The sequence below is a fragment of the Streptomyces botrytidirepellens genome (assembly GCF_003721215.1).
In the GTDB taxonomy this organism is placed as follows: Bacteria; Actinomycetota; Actinomycetes; order Streptomycetales; family Streptomycetaceae; genus Streptomyces; species Streptomyces himastatinicus.
In genome coordinates this window covers 1-20867 of sequence record NZ_RIBZ01000847.1, presented here as the reverse complement: position 1 = coordinate 20867, position 20867 = coordinate 1, and the positions used below count along the sequence as shown (strand labels likewise).

Genomic DNA, 20867 nt, shown 5'->3' with positions numbered 1-20867 from the left:
GGCGGGCGACCCGGGCGCGCCGCGCGGCGGCCCATCCGGCCCCGGGCCAGGGGCCGTTCGGCCCTCCCCCGCCGAGGCGGGACGCGGGATGGTGGGGGCGGTGTGAGCCGGTTGACCACGGGGCAGCCGGGCTCTCACTCCACTGCGGTGATGAGCCTCCATGATCGGCCGACCCCGTTCGGCGTGGGGTGCGGGGCCGGATGGGGAGCCGGCCTCGTGCCCCCCGCGACCCCGGCGCCCGCCGCACCGCCCCGTCCGGGGCTCCCCCTCACTGCCCCGTCTCGCGCTCCCTGATCCGCTCGGCGATCACCGCGGCCTGGATCCGCCGCCCGACGCCCAGCTTGGACAGGATCGAGGAGATCCGGTTCTTGACGGTCTTCTCGGCGAGGAAGAGCCGCTCGGCGATCTGCCGGTTGGTCAGCCCGTCCCCGATCAGCTCCAGGATCTCCCGTTCGCGCGGGGAGAGCCGCTCCAGCTCGTCGGGCGTGCTGGGCTGGGGTCCGCGGAGCCGGGCCATGACGCGGGCGGTCGCGCCCGGGTCGAGCATGGACCGGCCGCCCGCCACGGTGCGTACGGCGGACACCAGGTCGGAGCCGTTGATCTGCTTGAGCACATAGCCCGCGGCCCCGGCCATGATGGCGTCGAAGAGCGCCTCGTCGTCGTCGAAGGACGTCAGCATCAGGCAGGCCAGCTCCGGCAGCCGGGCCCGCAACTCCCGGCAGACCGCGATCCCTTCGTGGTCGGCGCTTTCCCCCGCCCCGCCCAGCCGTACGTCGAGCACCGCCACGCGGGGCCGTACGGCGGGGGCGCGGGCGATGGCCTCGCGGGCGCTCGCCGCCTCGCCGACGACCGTGAGGTCGGGCTCCGCGTCCAGCAGGTCGCGCAAGCCCCGTCGCACCACCTCGTGGTCGTCGAGCAGGAAGACCCCGATGGGCTCGGCGGGAGCGTCGACTCCCCCGGCATCGGCGGTGTCGGCTGTCTCGGGCACTGCCCTCTCCTCCGTAGCGCGCGGGGCGCCGGTCGTGATCCGGTTGCCCACTCTTACGTCCTGCCGCGCGGAGGCGTAAGGGGCCATTCGGCCCTCCGGCGCGCCGCTCCGCGATCAGCGGTGCCGACGATACGCAGTCCGGCCCGCCCGGCGGCGTCAGCACGCGGTTCCCGTCCCGATCAGGGGACGGTCAGGGCACGGCCAGGGGACGGCCAGGGAGACGCTCAGGGGGACATGCCGCCCGCGTACGGCCCGTACAGGTCCAGCAGGCGGCTGCGGGCGGCCTGGAGGCGGCGCCCGATCACCTGTGCGCAGGCCAGCGCGAGCGAGTAGCCCAGCTCCGGGTCCTCGTCGCACAGCCGACGTACCGACTCCGCGTCGAACTCGTACGCGCGCACCGGGCTGAGCGCCTCCGCGCCCAGGTGCCAGGTGTCCGGCGGGAACAGCCATGACCAGCCGATCAGCTCGCCGGGGCCCAGGGTCTCGATCACCGCGGCCCGGCGGCCCGGGACCCGCAGGTCGAGGGTGACCGCGCCGGTGCGGATGACCCAGAAGCGGTCGGCCTTCCGGCCCTCCTCGAAGATGCGGCCGCCCGAGGGGAAGGACACCTCGTGGGCGAGCGCCATCAGGCGCTCGCGGTGCTCGGTCTTCAGTGCGCCCAGAAGTCCCATCATGGCCTCACTCTGCCGTCTCCTCCCCCGCCTCGCCCCTCGGCGGTGACCGTGCGTGCGAGCGGCCGCCGATCCAAAGCGATACGCCGATGAGCGCGTACCGACTCTCCTTTAGTCATTTCCTGTCGAGTTGCCGATATGACACGCCATTTGTGTTCACGCCTCCCGATGGCGCCCCGCACCCCATACCCTCGGCTCCTTCACCGACCCTGATGTCGCTCGTCCTCGTCACCCGGGAGGCCCTGGTGCCAGCCGACTCTCTCCGTCGGTCCGCCAACCGAGCCGGAGCACACCTGGAACATCTGCTGCACCGCCGCTTCACCGCCGGCGAGCTGCCGCGGCTGCGCGTCCTCGTGGAGGAGTGCGCCGCCTGGGCCGGGCTCAGCGAGACCCGCCGCGGTGACTTCGTCCTCGCCGTCGACGAAATCGCCAGCAACGCGATCGAACACGCGGGCGGGACGGGCTCCCTGCTGCTGCGGCGGGTGGGCGACGAGCTGGAGTGCCGGATCAGCGACTCCGGCCCCGGCTTCTCCGAGGACGTCATCCCGCAGATCCTGCCCGGCCTGGACGGCGCGACCAGCGGCCGCGGGCTCTGGCTGACCCGCCTGGTCACCGACCGGCTGGTGATCAGCGCCGGGGCCATGGGCGCCGTCGTGACGCTCGCCATGCGGCTGCGTTAGGGGACACCGCCTGGAGAAGGCCGTTACTCCCGGTGCCCCGATACCGCGTCATGGCCGCCGCTTCGACGGGACAATGAGCGGGAATACAGCCAGGTGCCGACAGGAGAGGCGGTGGGCACGGTGGAGCTTCCCGTGGTCGTCGGGGTCGACGGTTCGGACGCCGCCTCCGACGCGCTGGACTGGGCCGCCGCGATGGCGGCCCGGCGGCGGCTCCCCCTGCGCATCGTGCACGCCTCCCTGTGGGAGCGGTACGAGGGCTACGTCCCCGCCACGGCCGCCGACCGTCCCACCGAGCGCCTGCACAGCGAGACCGTGCTGGCCACCGCCGCCGAGCGGGCCGGGCGGCGCGCCCCCGCCCTGAAGGTGATGACCGATCTGGCGGCCGACGACCCGGTGACCGCCCTGCTGCGCGCCGGGCAGAGCGCGGAGGCGGTGGTCGTCGGGTCGCGGGGGCGCGGCGAGTTCGCGTCCCTGCTGCTGGGCTCGGTCGGGCTGGGCATCGCGGCGCGCGCGGCCTGCCCGGTGGTCGTCGTCCGCGGCCGCCCGGAGGGCGGGTACGGCCGGATGCGTCGCGTCGCGGTGGGCATCGCCGAACGCGAGCGCCCGGGTGAGCACGAACACCCCCCGCCCTCCCCCGCCGTCGCCTTCGCGCTCCGGGAGGCCCGGCTTCTCGGCTGCGAGCTGGAGGCGGTGCACGCCTGGCGCTGCGCGGGGCCGGACGACCACGGGCCGCACGAGGACCACGCCCGGCACGCCGCCGAGCTGCTGGACGAGGCGCTGGGCGGGGTCACGGAGATGGCGCGGCCGCCCGTGCCGGTGGCCTACCGCGCGGTCGAGGGCCCGGCCCGCAAGGCGCTGCTGGACGCGTCGGACCAGGCGGACCTGCTGGTGGTGGGCGCCCGGCGGCGGCAGGGCCACTTCGGGATGCAGCTGGGCCTGGTCAACCACGCCGTGCTGCACCACGCCCGCTGCCCGGTGGCGGTGATCCCGCAGCCCTGACGGCCCCTGCACCTCGATATCATGTGTCCGGGGGCGGCAACACGGCGAGTGAGCCGGACGGGGCGCGCCGCTGTCGAAAGGGAGAGCGCGCGCAGGCCCCGAGGGCTCGCATCGATATGCGGCTCCGCCGCGCGAGGGGCCGAGCACGGTCGACCGTCGACAGGGGCTGAGGCGCCCCGGGGCGAACCGAGCCTCAAAAATGGGGGGGTTTCAGGTGTCTGGGGGTCAGGGGCGTCATCCTGCTCTGCCTCAACTCCGGCTGGATCAGCTTCTCGACGAGCTCCAAGCGCGGCTGGACGCCGCCCGGTCCACGCAGGGGCGGATGCACAGCCTGCTGGAGGCGGTGCTGAGCGTGGGCCGCGAGCTGGACCTGGAGCAGGTGCTGCGGCGGATCGTGGAGTCGGCGGTGGTGCTGGCGGACGCGCAGTACGGGGCGCTGGGCGTGGTCGACAGCAACCGGTTGTCGCAGTTCCTGACGGTGGGCATATCGGAGGACCTCGCGCGGCGGATCGGCCCGCTGCCGAGCGGCCACGGTCTGCTGGGCGAGCTGATCCGCCATCCACAGCCGCTGCGGCTGACCGATCTGTCCGAGCACCCGGCGAGCCATGGCTTCCCGGCGGACCATCCGCCGATGCGCTCGTTCCTGGGGGTGCCGATCCGGGTCCGGGACCAGGTGTTCGGCAATCTGTACCTGACGGAGAAGCGCGGCGGCGCCCAGTTCGACCCGGACGACGAGGCGGTGCTGACCACCCTGTCGGTCGCCGCCGGGGTGGCCATCGACAACGCCCGGCTGTACCACGAGAGCCGCCGCCGCGAGCAGTGGCTCGAGGCGCTGGGGGTGATCACCCGCACGCTGCTGGCGGGCACTCCGGCGGCCGAGGTGCTGAGCCTGATCGCCCGGCTGGCCCTCCAGGTCTCGCTGGCCGATTCGGCGGCCATCCTGCTGCCCGCCGCGGGCACGGACAGTCTGATGGTGGAGGTCGCGGAGGGGCACGACGCGGAGCGCATCAGCGGTCTGGTGGTGCCCTCCGACGGCTCGCTGGCCGGGCTCGCGGTGCGCACCGGACGGCCCGCGGTGGCGAGCGACGTACGGACCGACGCCCGGGCGCGGGCCTGGCCGCTGCCGGACCAGGAGAGCGAGTTCGGCCCGCTGGTGGCCGTCCCCCTGGTCGCCCACGAGCGGTCCTCGGGGGCGCTGCGGCTGTGCCGGCTGGCGGGGCGGCCCGCGTTCGACGACCACGAGGTGGAGCTGCTGTCGGGCTTCGCCGCGCAGGCGGCGCTCGCGCTCGAACTGGCCCGGCACCGTGCCGAGTCCGAGCATCTGGCGCTGCTGCACGACCGCGACCGGATCGCTCGTGACCTGCACGATCTGGCGATTCAGCGGCTGTTCGCGACGGGGCTGACGCTCCAGAGCGCGAGTCGGCTGATCGACCATCCGGAGGCGGGTGAGCGGGTCGGCCGGGCGGTGGACGACCTGGACGAGACGATAAAGATCATCCGTTCGACGATCTTCGCGCTGCGGGCGGTCGGGGACGAGGACGGCGAACCGGCCACCTTGCGGAGGCGGCTGGTGAAGGCCGTACGGTCGGCATCGGACACCCTGGGCTTCACGCCGTCGCTGCTGATGGACGGACCGGTCGACACCGACGTGCCGGACGAGACCGGCGACCAGGCGCTGGCGGTACTCGCCGAGGCGCTCAGCAACACCGTCCGGCACGCACAGGCCCAGCGGGTGGACGTGCGGTTCACGGTCGGAGCCGACGTCGTCCTCACGGTCACCGACAATGGGATGGGCATCGGCGACGCGGCCCCCAGCGGAGGGCTGGTCAACATGCGGTCGCGGGCCGAGCTGCTCGGCGGCACGCTGACCATCGAAACCCCCGAGGCGGGCGGCACCCGGGTGGTGTGGCGCGTGCCACGAACCCCCGACGGCCCCACCCGCACGACCAAAGGGCTCAGCCCGTGATATGGCTCTCTCTTCTCCGAATTCGCGCATATCCGGCCTCCCATGCGGTATCCACGAACGGGGAAGGGGATTGTCGAAAGACGTGCGGATGATGCGAATGATCAAGGGCTTGTGGCGCTGGCGGCGGAACCCGCTGCGCCGTAAGACCGACCTGGCAGAGGCGTGGGCGGCACTGGTCGCCGCCGTATTGATCCTGCTCGCGGCCCCGGCCGCGGGCTGGGCAGCGGGTTCCCTGGCGCACGGTGCGCTGGTGAGAACCGCGCAGGAGCAGCGCGCCGAGCGCCATCTGGTGGCAGCGACCGTGGTCAAGGTGCTGCCCCAGCCACCCATAGACTCCGACCCCGAGACCGCCTCCGCGCGCGACGCCCAGCGCCGGGTGATCGCCCAGTGGACGGGCCCGGACGGCAGCAGGCACGAGGGCACGCTCGGCGCCCAACCGAGCGCCGACCCGGGCGAGACGTTCCGTATCTGGACCGACGACCAGGGCCGGCTGAGGGCCCGTCCGCTGGACTCGGCCACCGCGGCCACCCACGCCGCGCTGGCGGGGATCGGCGCGGGCGCGGCGACGGCGGGTCTGGTCGACGGCGCCCGGCGGCTGGTCGTATGGCGGCTCATGCGCCGTCGTTACGCCCAGTGGGACATCGCGTGGGAGCGGGCTCGCCAGGATTGGGGCCGGGCCGACGCGGACAGCTGACGCGGACAGTACCGTAGACCGGGTATTGCCCCGGTACGTTCCTTGTCACCAGGACACCTCGTGCACCGGGCTTCCGGGCAGGTCAACTCGGCGTGCCGCGCGCACGCTACGGTGGGGCCTTCACGTGAACAGCGGCACAGTCGCGCACATCCGGCATTCGCACGAGGTGGGGGCACAGCAGCACCATGGCACAGGGCTCGGTCGTCCAGGTGACGCACAGCGGAACGTCGCGGTGGCGGCGCCGCACCGGAGAGTACGCCTCCCTCGCCGCGGCCCTGGAGGCCGCCGGGGACGGCGACGTGCTCTCCATCTCACCCGGCACCTACCGTGAGAATCTGGTGGTGGGACGGGCCGTCACCCTGCGCGGTCCCGAGGGCTCCTCGCGCGGCTCGGTGCGCATCGCGCCCGCCGACGGCGTCGCGCTGACGATACGCGCGTCGGCGGTGGTCCAGGATCTGCACGTGGAGGGCATGGACTCGGCGTCGCCCGCGCTGCTGGTCGAGGAGGGCACTCCGGAGCTGACGGACCTGCGGGTCGCGACGCGCTCCGCCGTCGGCATCGAGGTGCGCGGCGGCGCCCGGCCGACCGTGCGGCGCTGCACCGTGGACAACCCGGCGGGCGTGGGCCTGAGCGTGCTGGACGGCGCGGGCGGCGTGTTCGAGGACTGCGAGGTCGTGGCCGCCGGGCAGTCCGGCGTCGCGGTGCGCGGCGGCGCCCGCCCGCGCCTGGAGCGCTGCCGCATCCACCACTCCTCGGGGTCCGGGGTCTCGCTGACCGGCGAGGGCAGCTCGCTGGAGGCCGTCGGCTGCGAGGTGTACGAGATCCGGGGCGCGGGCGTGACCGTCTCCTCGCGGGCGACCGGGCACCTGACCGACTGCCGGGTGCACCGCACGACGGGCGACGGAGTCAACCTGGACACCGACGCCGTGCTCACGCTCGCGGACTGCGAGATCCACGACGTCCCGGAGAACGCGGTCGACCTGCGGTCCCGTTCGGTGCTGACGCTGACCCGCTCGACGGTGCGCCGGTTCGGGCGCAACGGCCTGTCGGTGTGGGACCCGGGCACCCGGGTGGACGCCAACCAGTGCGAGCTGCACGAGAGCACGGGCGACTATCCGGCGGTGTGGGTGAGCGACGGCGCCACGGCCGTGCTCGACTCGTGCCGGGTGCGCGAGGTCCCGGACGCGCTGTTCGTGCTGGACCGCGGCTCGCGCGTGGACGTCGTCGACAGCGATCTGTCGCAGGTGCGCAACACGGCGGTGTCGGTGAGCGACGGGGCGACCGCGCAGCTGGACGACTGCCGGATCCGGGAGGCGGCCACCGGCGCCTGGTTCCGCGATCACGGCAGCGGCGGCACCCTCGCGAACTGCACCATCGACGGCGCCGCGACCGGAGTGATCGTCACCAAGGGCGCCGATCCGACGGTCGAGCGCACCACGGTCTCCTCGCCGACGGAGGCCGGGTTCTATGTGTCCGCCGAGGGCCGCGGCACGTTCACCGGCTGCCGGGTGACGGGCAGCAGCGGCTACGGCTTCCACATCATCGACGGCTGCCGCACCACCCTGACCCGGTGCCGCACCGAGCGGTGCGTGCGCGGCGGTTACGAGTTCTCCGAGGCGGGCCCGGCCGTCGAGGACTGCACCAGCGACGAGAGCGCCACCAGCGCCGTCACCACCCCGGCGACCGCCCCCGCCCTCCCGGCACCCGCGGTGGAGACCGCCGCCTCGACGGGCGGGCTGCTGGGCGGCATCCCGGCGCAGCGCGCCACCCAGCCCCCGGCCCTGGCGGCCGCGCCCGGCACCCCGGCCGCCGAGCCGGTGTCCGTACGGCCCTCCACCACGGTGCTGGGCGAACTGGACGCGCTGGTCGGGCTGGAGAGCGTCAAGCGCGAGGTGCGCGCCCTCACCGACATGATCGAGGTCGGCCGGCGGCGTCAGGAGGCCGGGCTGAAGGCCGCCTCCGTCCGCCGCCATCTGGTCTTCACCGGCTCCCCCGGCACCGGCAAGACGACGGTCGCCCGGCTCTACGGCGAGATCCTGGCCTCCCTGGGGGTGCTGGAACGCGGCCATCTGGTGGAGGTCTCCCGGGTGGACCTGGTCGGCGAGCACATCGGCTCGACGGCGATCCGCACCCAGGAGGCGTTCGACCGGGCGCGCGGCGGGGTGCTGTTCATCGACGAGGCGTACGCGCTGTCCCCCGAGGACTCCGGCCGGGACTTCGGGCGCGAGGCGATCGACACGCTGGTGAAGCTGATGGAGGACCACCGGGACTCGGTGGTGGTCATCGTCGCCGGGTACACGGCGGAGATGGAGCGCTTCCTGTCCGTCAACCCCGGGGTGGCGTCCCGCTTCTCACGCACCATCACCTTCGGCGACTACGCGCCCGAGGAGCTGCTGCGGATCGTGGAGCAGCAGGCCGACGACCAGGAGTACCGGATCGGCGAGGGCGCGTCGGAGGCGCTGCTGAAGTACTTCACAGCCCTCCCGAAGGGCCCGGCGTTCGGCAACGGCCGCACCGCCCGGCAGACCTTCGAGGCGATGGTGGAGCGGCACGCGGGCCGGGTCGCCCAGCTGAGCGACCCGACCACCGACGACCTCACCCTGCTCTACCCGGAGGACCTGCCCGAACTGCTCTGAGCCGGTTTCGGTACGGCCGCGCAGCCGGACGTTCCCTCGGGGAGCCGGGCCAGCAGCGCGGCCCGCTCCCGGTCGAAGGCCGGGTCCGCCTGGTACTCGGAGTGCCCCAGGATCGGTGCGGGCAGCGGGTGTTCGGCGGTGCGGCCGTACGCGAGCGGGTCCTTGAAGGCGTCGCAGTCCACCTCGGGCCCGGTGCCGTCGGGCAGCCGGATCGGCCCGCCGATGGGGTCGGTGTAGCGCCACAGGTTGCGCCAGCAGCGCACCTCGCCGTGGAGCGAGCGCAGTTGGGCGGGGCCGAAGTAGGCGGGGAACCAGCGCCCGTACAGCCGCTCCAGCGGGGACCCGTAGGTGAGCAGCGCGACCTGGGCGCGGGTGCGCAGGTCGACCTGCCAGACCGCGGCGGCGGCCAGCACGCTGCCCTGGGAGTGCCCGGAGATGACCAGGCGGCCGCCGTAGGTGCGGGTCCAGGTCTCCATCCGCCAGGTCAGGTCGGGAACGGCGCGCTCGGCGTAGCAGGGCGGGGCGAAGGGGTGCGCGGCGCGCGGCCAGAAGGTGCCGACGTCCCACAGGATGCCGATGGTGCGCCGGGCCGACGGGCTGCGGTAGGCGCGGCGGGCCCAGGTGACGAGCATCAGGACCGCGAACCCCATCATCCAGGAGCCGAGCGCCTGGGCGGTCTGCGTGGCCGCGTCCACGAAGCTCGGGGTGTCGTCGGCGGCCCGCCCCGGCACCTCGTTGGTGACCCAGGTCCCGGCGACCGCGAGTCCGCCGAGCAGCAGGGTGAACAGGGCGACGGGGCCGACGAGCCAGGGGCTGGAGTCGGTGAGCCCGGCGCGGGCGATCGTGGTGGCGATCCGGCGGGTGCGCACCGCGTCGGCGGGCTCGCCCGGATAGCCGTCCAGGACGCCGGGGATGAGCCGTTCGCGGATCCGCCAGGCCCGCAGGGCGGTGATCACCGCGAGCAGCAGGATCATCAGCAGCAGGACCGGTATGGCCGTGGCCCACCAGGACAGCAGGATGGGCGGCGCGATGGTGCCGCCCTCGCCCGGGGTGGCGCCGCCGTCCAGCCAGTCGGCGATGCGCTGGGCGATGCCTCCGGCGAGCACCGAGCCGAGCCCGCAGGCGAGCATGGCGACGGCGGGACCGGCCAGCCCGCGCAGCGGGGTGCGCTCGGTGGGCGCCTCCCGGTACAGGACGAGGGCGCACACCGCGATGGCCACGATGAGGGCGCCCTGCACGACCGCGATCGTGACGAAGGTCTGGTCGCCGGGCAGCATCCCGTGGGAGACCCAGCCGGGGCGGGACCAGCCCGCGTACAGCATGGCGAGCGCGAGCACGCCGAGCGCGGCGCCGGGCAGCACGGTGATGGTGAGGCGGTCCAGCTCGCTGTCGGCCCGGGTCTCGCTGCGGCCGCGGCGGCACACCACGAACACCACCGCGCACCCGCCGGCCACCACCAGGGTGAGCAGGGTCCAGCCGACCGCGTCCAGCAGGGCGCTGCCGCCCGCCGCGCGGTCGTACCGGGCGGTGGCAGCGGTGACGCCCGCGGCGATCGTCAGGAATCCGGCGGCGGTGTGGGCGGCGCGCAGCCGGGCGACGATCCGGCGGCCGTACCAGAAGCCCGGCAGGCACAGCGCGGGGCGGTTGCCCGACTCGGCGCAGGTCTCGTCCACCGGCAGCTCCAGCGGGGGCTGCGACTCGTAGGCGCTCCAGGTGCGGTTGGACAGGTACCACAGCAGGCCGTTCAGGGCCGCCGGTACGACGGCGGTGAGCGCGAGGCGGCGGCCGGGCTGGCTCCACCAGCCGTCGTCCCCGGCGGACAGGAAGCCGAGCCAGGTGCCGTCGGCGCAGTCGGCCGAGCCCGCGCACTGCCAGGCGACCAGGTCGAGGGCCACCTCGCAGGCCCCGGCGATCAGCAGCACGGTCAGGCTGAGCGCGACGACACGCACCAGCAGGCCGTAGGTGCGCACGGTGCGCTCCCGCCGGTCGGCCGCGGGGCGCATCCAGTGGGCCAGGTTGACGACCATGAAGGGCAGCAGGAGCAGCCACAGGGCGCGGGCGCTGTTGCCGGAGGTGAGGTTGGACCAGACGTACGCCTCGCGGACCGGGCCGTCCCGGTAGTCCTCCGGCCGCGACTCGGCGTCGATGTCGTCGATGCGCCGGTAGACCGCCGCGGTCTCGTCGCCGGTGAGCGGGGTGGTGCGCGGATCGCACAGCATCTCCTGGGGCGTGGTGCCGCCGACGCCGTGGACCAGGAGCTCCAGATCGGGGGGCGGTGTGCCGTTCCGTGGTGGCGGTGACACCCCCAGCGCCCGGTCCGCCCCCGCTGCCGATGTCCCCGTGCCCGTGGTCGATGCCACCGTGCCCCCCGATCCCGGTGTCGTGCGGTCGTTCCGCCCCCGGTGTCCGCTCCAGGATTGTGCCCAGCGGGGTGGGGCACGGAGCATGACGGGCCGGGCGTGGCGAAATCGTAACCCCCCGGTGCTCAGGGGACCGGCTGTCCGCCCCACATGCGAAGATATCCGCGCGGGCGACGTGCGCCGACCGGAAGGGAACGGGCAGGGTGAGCGACAACCAGAATCTCCTCGCCGAGCAGCGGCGCGCCCTGATTCTCGACGAGGTCAGACGGCGCGGCGGAGTGCGGGTCAACGAGCTGACGCGCAAGCTCAATGTGTCCGACATGACGGTCCGTCGCGATCTGGACGCACTGGCCCGGTTGGGCGTGGTGGAGAAGGTGCACGGCGGCGCGGTGCCGGTCGCCGAAGCGAGCACGTACGAACCGGGGTTCGAGGCCAAGTCGGGCCTGGAGCTGACCGCGAAGGAGGACATCGCCAAGGCCGCCGCGGCGATGGTCACCCCGGGCACGGCGATCGCGCTCGCCGGGGGTACGACGGCGTTCGCGCTGGCCCAGCAGCTGCTGGAGGTGCCGGACCTGACCGTGGTGACCAACTCGGTCCGGGTGGCGGACGTGTTCTACAACGCGCAGCGGTCGGCGGCGGCGCTCGGCGGGGCGGCGCCGCGCCCCGGGGCGGCCACCGTGGTGCTCACCGGCGGGGTGCGCACCCCGTCGGACACGCTGGTGGGGCCGGTCGCGGACGCCGCGGTGCGCTCGCTCCACTTCGATGTGCTCTTCCTCGGGGTGCACGGCATATCGGTCGAGGCCGGGCTGTCCACGCCGAACCTGGCGGAGGCGGAGACCAATCGCCACTTCGTGCGGTCCGCGCGGCGGGTGGTGGTGGTCGCGGACCACACCAAGTGGGGCACGGTGGGCCTGAGTTCCTTCGCCTCGCTGGACCAGGTGGACGCGCTGGTGACGGACCCGGGGCTGCCGGCCGGGGCGCGCGCCGAGATCGCCGAGTATCTGCCGGAGCTGGTGGTGGCGGGCGAGCCGATCGAGACCGCGTCGGACATCTGACGGAGCGACAGCCGTGCGGCTATCGTGGCCCCATGGCATACCGGTTGCGTTCCGTGGGGCTGGACTACACCCGAACCGCCCCGGTCCGACTCGCCTTCACCGCCGAGGCGTCGGCGCCGCCCGAGGCGGTGTTCGGGGCGCTGGCCGATGTCGGGGGCTGGCCCGGCTGGTTCCGGCAGGTGACCGAAGCCCGCCCCACGGCCGACGGGACGGGGCGGGAGATCCGCCTCCTGGGCGGCACCCGCTTCCGCGAGACGGTGATGGCGTCGGACCCGTGCGAGCGATACGCGTACCGCGTCGACGAGACGAACGTGCCGGGGCTGCGGGCCCTGCTGGAGGAATGGCGGCTGGTGCCGTGGCACTCCGGCACCGTGGTGCGCTACACGTTCGCGCTGGACGGCACGACGGTGATGCGGGGCTCGGCGAGGGCGTTCCGCCCGGGGCTGCGGAAGGCGTTCCACGACGCGGTCCGGTGCCTGGACCGGCGACTGACGACGGGTTGAGGCCGCCCCCGGGCCTCCCCGGGTGATGCGCTAGTCCGGCCAGTGCCCGGTCACCAGGAAGGTGTCGATCGCCTTCGTGTGCGGCTCGATGTCCAGCCCCTGCTCCTCCAGCCAGGCGTCCGAGTAGTACTTGTCCAGATACCGGTCGCCCGGGTCGCACAGCAGCGTGACCACGCTCCCCGTGCGCCCCTGTGCGACCATCTCCGCGACGATCTTCAGCGCGCTCCACAGGCCGGTCCCCGTGGACCCGCCCGCCTTGCGCCCGATCACCCGTTCCAGCGCCCGCACGGCGGCGACGCTCGCCGCGTCCGGGACCTTCATCATCCGGTCGATCGCGCCGGGCACGAAGCTGGGTTCCATCCGGGGGCGGCCGATGCCCTCGATGCGGGAACCGGACTCGCTGCACGCGTGGGCGTCGTGGTGCACCCAGCCGTCGAAGAAGCAGGAGTTCTCCGGGTCGGCGACGCACACCCGGGTGTCGTACTGCATGTAGTGCACATAGCGTGCGATGGTCGCGGAGGTGCCGCCGGTGCCCGCCGTGGCGACCACCCAGGCCGGTTCGGGGTAGCGCTCCAGCCGCAGCTGCTGGTAGATCGACTCGGCGATGTTGTTGTTGCCTCGCCAGTCGGTCGCCCTTTCGGCGTAGGTGAACTGGTCCATGTAGTGGCCCCCGGACTCGCCCGCGAGCGCGAGGGACTCCTCGTACATCTTCCGTGGGTCGTCCACGAAATGGCACTGGCCGCCATGGAATTCGATCAGGCGGCACTTTTCCCGGCTCGTCGTGCGCGGCATCACCGCGATGAAGGGGACCCCGATCAGCTTCGCGAAGTACGCCTCGGATACGGCGGTGGAACCGCTGGACGCCTCGATGACGGGTTTGCCGGGGCGGATCCAGCCATTGCACAGCCCGTAGAGGAACAGCGAACGGGCGAGCCGGTGCTTGAGGCTCCCTGTGGGATGGGTGGACTCGTCCTTGAGGTAGAGGTCGATCCCCCAGCGCTCCGGGAGCGGGAAGCTCAGGAGGTGGGTATCGGCCGAACGCTGGGCGTCGGCCTGCACTTTCCGGACGGCCTCCTTGAGCCAGTCCCGGTAGTCGTGGTCGCTGCGGTCCACGTCAACCGTGTCGACGACCGCCCGCGTCGTACTGTCCACGCCGCTCCTCGTGCTTGTGCCCCGTGCCCGGTCCGAGTGGCATACTCGGTCCATTTCGATCCTAAAGGGACCCCGGTGCGCCCTGGTGCCCCGGCCCGGTCCCGGGCACACTGCGCAGCAGGGAGAATGAGGCAGCAGCGTGCTTGCCAGTCGGAGCCACCGGGGAGGCGGTCGTGATGGCCGATACCGAGTTCAACGCCAGGGGCGTGCGGATCGAGCGATTCCTGCGCTCGGTGACCCGCGCCGGCCAGGTCTCGATCAAGGACGGCAGGCTCCAGTTGCTGACCAGCTACGGGCGCGAGATCGACAGCGCACCCGTGCAGTCGGTCCGGGCGAGCAAGCCGTGGTTCGTGGACGGCGACCAGGCCATGGCGACCCTCAACGGCACCCGCTATCGCCTCACCCTCGGCCAGCACGACGCGGCCAAGCCCTCCGGCTCCGGCACCGCCAGCCGCTTCCTCGACGCGGTCCGCTCCGCCCGGGGCCACGTCCGCAAGGGGTGAAGGCGGCCGAGTTGCGCATGCGCGCGGAGGGACCGACCCTGGACGAGCATCAGTATCACTGAGGGTCCACAAGTGGTGACGCTGAGAACCGGTCCACCGGTCGCGCACGGCAGCCACCACTGCTGAACGCGTTCGTCGCCCGCATCTGCATCAGGCTAGCCCCAACTTCTTCAGGGAGTCGCAGCCGTGATCAGTCGTCCTAGCAGGCATTGCACGGTGGAGCTGCAAGCCCTGCCGTCGCGGATCGGTCAGGTCCGCAGAATCGTGTCGGCGCAGTTGCGCTACTGGCATCTGGATCCGCTCATCGACCCGGCGGCGCTCGGTGTCACCGAGCTGCTCACCAATGTGCACCGGCACGCCGAGCCGGACAAGCAGTGCACGGTGGAGATCGCCCTCATGATGGACCGGCTGACGGTTTCGGTCCGCGACCAGGATCCGCGGCTGCCCCGGGTCCGCGAATGCGACCCCGTCTCCACCCACGGCCGGGGGCTCGCGCTGGTGGCGGCGGTCAGCCAGACCTGGGGCATGAACGTACGGGATGACGGAAGCGGCAAGGTCGTCTGGTTCACCCTGGCCGTGCCGCAGCCCGCCACCGTGAAGGGCTCGCCCCGCGCGGCGTACGCAGCGGGCCGCGCCGCGCCGCCGCCGCACCGTACGAGCCCGGCGACCCGCCCGGTGACGGCCCCCACCCCGGCCTCCGCACCGGCGCCGGCGTCCCCGGTGACTCCGGTATCGCCGGTGAGCCCGGTATCCCCGGTTTCTCCGGTGAGCCCGGTGTCCCCGGCATCCCCGGCGACACCGGTGTCCGCACCGGCTCCCGTGGCGGCGCCCGCCCCCGCACCGGCGGTGGCCTCCGCACCGCCCGCACGGGAGCGGGCACCGGCCGCCCGGTCGGCCGTATCCCACTGAGGCCCGAGCGTTCAGCCGGCACCGCCCTTGGCGTGCCGGCCGAACTGCTCGTCCAGGACGGACAGACGGCGCCAGTACTCGTCCTCGTCGATCTCACCGGCCGCGAAGCGGCGGCCGAGCACCACGATCGGCGACTGCTCGCCGAGCGCCGAACGGCCCTGCTGCCGGGGTGCGCGTCCGCGCCACCCCGCCCGCCGCAGCAGGAAGAGCCCGCCGCCGACGACCAGCGCCCACATCAGAGGGAAGAAGAGAATCCACGGACCGGGTCCGGGTCCGTCGGCGAAGCCGTGCGCCAGGGTGTTCATGGTGATCGCGCTCCTCGGTGGTTCCGCAAGGTCGCTTCCGAGCGTCCCGCCCGGCGGCGCCCGGGTCGTCGTACGGCCGGGGGCAGTTCATGTAGTCCCCGGAGAGTACGCCGCCTGTACCTACTGGTATGTACACTGATCGCATGACCACCTCGGAACGGCTGATCGAGAGCGCCCGGGAACTCCTGTGGGAGCGCGGCTACGTGGGCACCAGCCCCAAGGCGATCCAGCAGCGGGCGGGTGCGGGCCAGGGCAGCATGTACCACCACTTCACGGGCAAGCCCGATCTCGCGCTCGCGGCCATCCGCCGCACCGCCGAGCAGATGCGGGCCACCGCCGAGGCGTCGCTGTCCGGGCCCGGGGGCGCGTACGACCGTGTCCGCGGCTATCTGCTGCGCGAGCGCGATGTGCTGCGCGGCTGTCCGATCGGGCGGCTGACGATGGACCCTGACGTGATCGCCGATCCGGTTCTGCGGCAGCCGGTGGACGAGACGCTGGACTGGCTGCGCGGGCGGCTGGCGGACGTCCTCGCCGAGGGGCGGGAGGGCGGCGAGTTCACGGCCGGGCTGGACCCGGAGCGCACCGCCTCGACGGTCGTCGCGACCGTACAGGGCGGCTACGTCCTGGCCCGCGCGGCGGAGTCGGCGGCGCCCTTCGACAGCGCCGTGGAAGGTCTGCTCGCCCTGCTGACCGCCTACCGGGCGCCCGATTCCCCTTCCCGGTAAGGCGATTCCAGGTTCCGGATTCCAGGCTCCAGGAGAAGGAAAGAGTCCGCCTCATGCATGCGATGCAGTACCGGATCACGCTGCCCGCCGACTACGACATGAAGATCATCCGGCGCCGGGTGGAGTCGAAGGGGCCGCTCCTGGACGACTTCCCGGGGCTCGGCCTCAAGGCGTACGGCATCCGCGAGCGCGGGGTCGACGGCTCACCGGTCAACGCGTACGCGCCGTTCTACCTCTGGTCCGCCCCGGACGCCATGAACCGCTTCCTGTGGGGTCCCGGATTCCGGGGCGTCGCCCGGGACTTCGGCCGCCCCGTCGTCGAACACTGGCAGGGGCTGGCCTTCCACCGCGGCCCGGCCGTAGGCACCGCACCGCGCACCGCCGTCCGCCACACCACACCGGTCCCGGCCGCCGCGGACACCGCGACGGCCGTCGACGGCGCGGTGGAGGAGCTGCGGCGGCGGGCGGCCGCGGACGGCGTGCACTCCGCGGCCCTCGGCATCGACCCGCGCGGCTGGGAGCTGGTGCGCTTCACGCTCTGGGCCGACGCCGCGCCGTCCGACGAGCCCGGCGACCGTTACCAGGTGCTCCACCTCTCGGCCCCCGGCCTGGCCGCGCTCCCCGAGGGGCAGCAGTGGTGACGTAGCCGGTGCGGCTACTGAGGTAGCCGGGTGCGGCTACGCCGCGCCCAGCGCTGCCAGCGGGTCGTCCAGCACCGGCTGCCACGCCAACTCCGCGGCGCCCACCAGGCTGTCGTGGTCCAGCGTGCACGCCAGGATCGGCACGCCCCCGCTCCGCCCCCACAGGCTGCGCTCGGCGACGACCGTCCGCAGCCGCTCCGGATCGGCCTCCAGCAGCTCGCGGTGGAGGCCGCCGAGGATGATGCGGTCGGGGTTGAGGATGTTGACGAGCCCGGCGAGCCCGAGGCCCAGCCGGTCGATGAGCTGCTCGGCGGCGGCCCGCACGGACGGGTCGGCGTAGTCCTCGCGGATCAGGTCGCGGGCCTGCTGGAGCAGGGACACCTCGGGGCCGGGGTCGCGCCCGGCGGCGGTGAGGAAGGCGAGCGGGTCGGTCTCGATGTCCAGGCAGCCGCGGCTGCCGCAGTGGCAGGGCGGCCCCTCGGGGTTGACGGTCAGGTGGCCGACCTCCAGGGCGAGCCCCGCGCTGCCGGTGTGCAGCCGCCCGTCGAGGACCAGCGCGCCGCCGACGCCGCGGTGTCCGGTGGCGACGCACAGCAGATGCTGGGCGCCGCGCCCGGCGCCGTGCCGGTGCTCGGCGAGGGCGGCGAGGTTGACGTCGTTCCCCGCGTGGCCGGTGGGGGGTTCCCCGTCGGCGCCGCGGATTCCCGCCGCGGCCAGGCTCCGGGTGAACAGCTCGCGCACCGGCGCGCCCGCGGGCCAGGCGATGTGCAGCGGGTTCAGCGCGGTGCCCTCCGGTTCGGCGACCGCCGACGGGACCGCCAGCCCGGCGCCCACACAGCGTCGGCCGGTCTCGCGCAGCAGCTGGGCCCCGGCCTCGACGACCGCGTCGATGACGTGCGCCGGGTCGGCGGGCACCGTCATGCAGCCGGGGGCGGTGGCGACGATGTTTCCGCCGAGCCCGACGAGCGCCGCCCGGAAGCCGTCGGCGTGGACCTGGGCGGCGAGCGCGACGGGCCCGCGCGGCGCGACCGCCAGCCGGTGCGACGGGCGGCCCTGCGACCCGGCGGAGCCGAGCGGCCGCGCGTCGACCTCGATCAGGCCGAGGGCCTCCAGTTCGGCGGCGACGGCCCCCGCGGTCGCGCGGGTCACCCCGAGTTCGGTCGTGAGCACCGCGCGGGTGGGCGCGCGGCCGGTGTGTACGAGCGCCAGTGCCGGGCCAAGAGCGCCCCGGCCCCGCTCGAGCCTTGTCCGTGTCTGGGTCACGGCTCTATTCTCACTTTGTGCCGACACCAAACAAAACATGGACGGCCATTACGGGGAAACGCGCCGCCGCCGCTCCGGAGCGCGCCCTCTCCCAACTCCGCGCCGCCCTCACCGTCTTCTTCGCCCTCGACGGATTCGTCTTCGCCGGCTGGGTGGCCCGCATTCCGGCGATCAAGGACCAGACGGGTGCCTCCGCGGGCGCCCTGGGACTGGCCCTGCTGTGCGTTTCGGTGGGCGCCACGGCCACCATGATGACCACCGGTTGGCTCTGCCGCCGCTTCGGCAGCCACGCCACGACGGTCGCCCTCGCCGTGCTGCTCTCGCTCAGCGTCACGCTGCCGCCGCTGACCCATTCCGCGCTCGCCCTCGGGCTGGTGCTGCTGGTCTTCGGCACCGGCTTCGGCGGGCTCAACGTCGCCATGAACAGCGCGGCCGTCGACCTCATCGCCGCGCTGCGCAGGCCGGTCATGCCCAGCTTCCACGCCGCGTTCAGCCTGGGCGGCATGGCCGGGGCGGGGCTCGGCGGGCTGATCGCGGACCACCTCTCCCCCACCCGCCACCTGGCGCTGCTGGCCGCCGTCGGGCTGGTGCTCGCGGCGGGCGCGGGCCGGACGCTGCTCTCCGTTCCGCCGCCGTCGCCGCCCGAAACCACGACGAGCCCGGCGGCCGAGGCATCCGCCGGGGCGCGGCGGGGGCCCGCGCGCTGGCTGGTCGCCGTGTTCGGCCTGATCGCCCTGTGCACGGCGTACGGCGAGGGCGCGATGGCGGACTGGGCCGCCCTCCATCTCCACCAGGACCTCGACGCGTCCGCCGGGGTCGCCGCCGCCGGTTACTCCGTCTTCGCGCTGACGATGGCCATCGGGCGGCTGTCCGGCACGGCCCTGCTCGAACGGCTCGGCCAGACCACGACGTTGACCGCGGGCGGCGCCACGGCAGCCGCCGGGATGCTGCTGGGCGCGCTCGCGCCCACGGTCTGGCTCACCCTGCTCGGCTTCGCGGTCACCGGGCTCGGCCTGGCCAACCTCTTCCCCGTGGCCATCGCCCGGGCCGGCGCGCTGACCGGCCCCAGCGGGGTCGCCGCGGCCTCCACCCTCGGCTACGGCGGCATGCTGCTGGGCCCGCCCACGATCGGCTTCCTCGCCGACTGGCTCTCGCTGCCCGCAGCGCTCACCACGGTCGCGGCACTGGCGGCGGTCGCGGCCGTCGTCGCGTACGCCACGCGAAACGCGGCGCACCCCGGGGTTGGTTGAATTCCGCCAGGTCACCCCGCATGTCGGTGGTGGCTGGCAGAATTCCGCCATGGAGATTGCCGAGCTGATCGACGTCCTGGACCACGAGGGACACCTGATGGCCGACGCCGCGGGCAAGGCGGGCACGGACGCCCGGGTGCCCACCTGCCCCGGGTGGCAGGTCCGGGAGCTGCTGTCGCACACCGGGCGGGTGCACCGGTGGGCGACCCGGTACATCACCGAGGGCCTGACGGAGGGGATGCAGCTGGGTGACGGCCCGGAGCTGGACGGCGCCGAGCTGGTGGCCTGGTTCCGGGAGGGGCATCGCGCGCTGGTCAAGGCGCTCACCGACGCCGATCCGGACCTGGAGTGCCTCGCCTTCCTGCCCGCACCCTCGCCGCTGGCGTTCTGGGCCCGGCGGCAGGCCCATGAGACGGCGATCCACCGGGTCGACGCGGAATCGGCGCTGGGCGCGGACCACTCGCCCTTCGACCCGGCCTTCGCGGCGGACGGGATCGACGAGCTGCTGACCCGCTTCCACGGGCGGGAGCGCAGCCGGGTGCGGATGGCTACCCCGCGCACCCTGCGGCTGCGGGCCACCGACACCGACGACGTCTGGACGGTGCGGCTCTCCGAAGAACCTCCGCACACCACGCGCGGCGCCGAGGGGGACGCGGACTGCGAGCTGACGGGTCCGGTCGGCGAGCTGTACCTCGTGGCGTGGAACCGCCTGCCGTACAGCGCGCTGAGCGGCAAGGGCGACCTGTCGCTCGCGCAGGTGTGGCGGGAGCAGTCGCGGGTGTGAGCGGACATGTGTGGGCGGAGAGAGGACTGATGCCGGATGACGGGGCCCCGTAGCCAGGCCGAGCGGGACGCGCTCACCGTGGAGATTGTGTTCGCCCTGGTCACGGGCGCCTTGCTGGCGGCCGTCCTCTTCGTCGCCGTCGCGAGTCCCGCGCTCTTCGGCGAGCTGGGGCGGGCCGGGGAGGCCGCGTGGCGGACGGCGGCCGCCACCGCGGCCACCGCCGGGTTCGCCTACCGCGTGATGCGGGTGCTGTGGCTGCCCCGTAAGCGGCGGCGCGGATGACCGGGGACCGGCGGTGGCGGTGTGCGGGGCTGCGGTGGTCCCGCGGCTCCGGACCGGTGCTCCTGTGGCGCCACCCGGCCCATGGTGAGCGGACGTCCGCGCTGACGCCGGACCGTCCGCTGGCCTTCACCACCGGGCCCGGGCGCCACTGCACCGGGGTGCGCCGGGGCGCCCGGCACACCCCGTGCCCGGACGACGCCGAGCTGGCGCCGTCCGCCGTCTCGGCCCAGTGCGCGGACTGCGCCCGGCTCGACCGTTCGTACTCGGTCGCCGCCGACACCCGCGGCGACGACCCCCGCCCGTACGACGTCTATCTCGCCTGGTTCGGGCCGGGGTTGGTGAAGGTCGGCATCACGGCGGCCGAGCGGAAGGGCGTACGGCTGCTGGAGCAGGCCGCGCTCTCGTACGCCCTGCTCGGCCGCGGCCCGCTGATGGCCGCGCGCCGCGCGGAGGCCGTGCTGGGCGCCGCGCTCGGCGTCCCGGACCGCTTTCCGTACGCCG

The 20867-nt window shown here is 73.9% G+C and carries 20 protein-coding genes and 1 pseudogene; 15 read left to right on the top strand and 6 right to left on the bottom strand.

The window, feature by feature from the left end:
* Positions 1-268 precede the first annotated feature (268 nt).
* Both EEJ42_RS44670 and EEJ42_RS44665 read right to left on the bottom strand, forming a co-directional pair.
* Positions 269-988, bottom strand: coding sequence for a response regulator (locus EEJ42_RS44670; RefSeq protein WP_123107857.1), 720 nt, complete (start codon positions 986-988; stop codon positions 269-271).
* Between the two features lie 224 nt (positions 989-1212).
* Complete coding sequence (locus EEJ42_RS44665; protein WP_123107856.1) at positions 1213-1662, bottom strand: cyclic nucleotide-binding domain-containing protein; 450 nt, start codon at positions 1660-1662, stop codon at positions 1213-1215.
* Between the two features lie 209 nt (positions 1663-1871).
* Between EEJ42_RS44665 and EEJ42_RS44660 the strand changes: the two genes are divergently transcribed.
* The 5 genes from EEJ42_RS44660 to EEJ42_RS44640 all read left to right on the top strand — a co-directional run bounded on the left by EEJ42_RS44660 (position 1872) and on the right by EEJ42_RS44640 (position 8634).
* Positions 1872-2339: an ATP-binding protein gene (locus EEJ42_RS44660; protein ID WP_123107855.1), complete on the top strand. Its 468-nt coding sequence runs from the start codon at positions 1872-1874 to the stop codon at positions 2337-2339.
* A 111-nt stretch (positions 2340-2450) separates the two neighbouring features.
* Positions 2451-3338 (top strand): universal stress protein, encoded by an 888-nt coding sequence (locus tag EEJ42_RS44655; protein ID WP_123107854.1) that lies wholly within the window; start codon positions 2451-2453, stop codon positions 3336-3338.
* Between the two features lie 199 nt (positions 3339-3537).
* Complete coding sequence (locus EEJ42_RS44650; RefSeq protein WP_123107853.1) at positions 3538-5304, top strand: GAF domain-containing sensor histidine kinase; 1767 nt, start codon at positions 3538-3540, stop codon at positions 5302-5304.
* Between the two features lie 91 nt (positions 5305-5395).
* Complete coding sequence (locus EEJ42_RS44645) at positions 5396-5998, top strand: Rv1733c family protein (protein WP_123107860.1); 603 nt, start codon at positions 5396-5398, stop codon at positions 5996-5998.
* Positions 5999-6183: 185 nt separating this feature from the next.
* Entirely contained in the window at positions 6184-8634 is a 2451-nt protein-coding gene (locus EEJ42_RS44640; RefSeq protein ID WP_184503569.1) for a right-handed parallel beta-helix repeat-containing protein, read from the top strand.
* Here EEJ42_RS44640 and EEJ42_RS44635 read toward each other — a convergent pair.
* A complete protein-coding gene (locus tag EEJ42_RS44635) occupies positions 8604-11081 on the bottom strand; it encodes a hypothetical protein (RefSeq protein ID WP_425473067.1) in 2478 nt (825 codons plus the stop codon). The genes EEJ42_RS44640 and EEJ42_RS44635 overlap by 31 nt on opposite strands.
* Positions 11082-11197: 116 nt before the next feature.
* On the opposite strand from EEJ42_RS44635, the gene EEJ42_RS44630 reads away from it, so the two are divergent.
* Together EEJ42_RS44630 and EEJ42_RS44625 are read left to right on the top strand one after the other, a co-directional pair.
* A complete protein-coding gene (locus EEJ42_RS44630) occupies positions 11198-12049 on the top strand; it encodes a DeoR/GlpR family DNA-binding transcription regulator (protein WP_123107851.1) in 852 nt (283 codons plus the stop codon).
* Positions 12050-12081: 32 nt separating this feature from the next.
* A complete protein-coding gene (locus EEJ42_RS44625) occupies positions 12082-12552 on the top strand; it encodes an SRPBCC family protein (RefSeq protein ID WP_123107850.1) in 471 nt (156 codons plus the stop codon).
* Between the two features lie 30 nt (positions 12553-12582).
* Here the strand turns inward: EEJ42_RS44625 and EEJ42_RS44620 are convergent, their stop codons facing one another.
* Entirely contained in the window at positions 12583-13704 is a 1122-nt protein-coding gene (locus tag EEJ42_RS44620) for a PLP-dependent cysteine synthase family protein (RefSeq protein WP_123107849.1), read from the bottom strand.
* Positions 13705-13880: 176 nt separating this feature from the next.
* Between EEJ42_RS44620 and EEJ42_RS44615 the strand changes: the two genes are divergently transcribed.
* Both EEJ42_RS44615 and EEJ42_RS53560 read left to right on the top strand, forming a co-directional pair.
* On the top strand, positions 13881-14207 hold the full coding sequence (locus EEJ42_RS44615) for a hypothetical protein (RefSeq protein WP_123107848.1): 327 nt from the start codon (positions 13881-13883) through the stop codon (positions 14205-14207).
* Positions 14208-14393: 186 nt separating this feature from the next.
* Positions 14394-14915, top strand: a pseudogene (locus EEJ42_RS53560) (ATP-binding protein); the annotation flags it as partial.
* Positions 14916-15127: 212 nt separating this feature from the next.
* Here EEJ42_RS53560 and EEJ42_RS44605 read toward each other — a convergent pair.
* Positions 15128-15421: an SHOCT domain-containing protein gene (locus EEJ42_RS44605; protein WP_123107846.1), complete on the bottom strand. Its 294-nt coding sequence runs from the start codon at positions 15419-15421 to the stop codon at positions 15128-15130.
* Positions 15422-15564: 143 nt separating this feature from the next.
* Here EEJ42_RS44605 and EEJ42_RS44600 point away from each other — a divergent pair, with 143 nt between their 5' ends.
* Together EEJ42_RS44600 and EEJ42_RS44595 are read left to right on the top strand one after the other, a co-directional pair.
* Positions 15565-16146 (top strand): TetR/AcrR family transcriptional regulator, encoded by a 582-nt coding sequence (locus EEJ42_RS44600; RefSeq protein ID WP_246097818.1) that lies wholly within the window; start codon positions 15565-15567, stop codon positions 16144-16146.
* A 53-nt stretch (positions 16147-16199) separates the two neighbouring features.
* Positions 16200-16787 carry a DUF4865 family protein gene (locus EEJ42_RS44595; RefSeq protein ID WP_123107844.1) on the top strand — a complete coding sequence of 196 codons (588 nt, stop codon included), beginning with the start codon at positions 16200-16202 and terminating at the stop codon, positions 16785-16787.
* 36 nt (positions 16788-16823) lie between these two features.
* On the opposite strand, the gene EEJ42_RS44590 is transcribed toward EEJ42_RS44595, so the two are convergent.
* Complete coding sequence (locus EEJ42_RS44590) at positions 16824-18089, bottom strand: ROK family protein (protein WP_184503568.1); 1266 nt, start codon at positions 18087-18089, stop codon at positions 16824-16826.
* On the opposite strand from EEJ42_RS44590, the gene EEJ42_RS44585 reads away from it, so the two are divergent.
* The 4 genes from EEJ42_RS44585 to EEJ42_RS44570 all read left to right on the top strand — a co-directional run.
* Entirely contained in the window at positions 18068-19300 is a 1233-nt protein-coding gene (locus EEJ42_RS44585; protein WP_123107858.1) for an MFS transporter, read from the top strand. The genes EEJ42_RS44590 and EEJ42_RS44585 overlap by 22 nt on opposite strands.
* A 49-nt stretch (positions 19301-19349) precedes the next feature.
* Positions 19350-20084: a maleylpyruvate isomerase family mycothiol-dependent enzyme gene (locus EEJ42_RS44580; RefSeq protein ID WP_123107842.1), complete on the top strand. Its 735-nt coding sequence runs from the start codon at positions 19350-19352 to the stop codon at positions 20082-20084.
* Between the two features lie 36 nt (positions 20085-20120).
* The gene (locus tag EEJ42_RS44575) at positions 20121-20366 is read left to right on the top strand and encodes a DUF6332 family protein (RefSeq protein WP_123107841.1); all 246 of its coding nucleotides are present in this window, start codon (positions 20121-20123) and stop codon (positions 20364-20366) included.
* A partial coding sequence (locus EEJ42_RS44570; protein WP_123107840.1) for a DUF2797 domain-containing protein occupies positions 20363-20867 on the top strand: 505 nt, incomplete at its 3' end. The genes EEJ42_RS44575 and EEJ42_RS44570, both read left to right, overlap by 4 nt.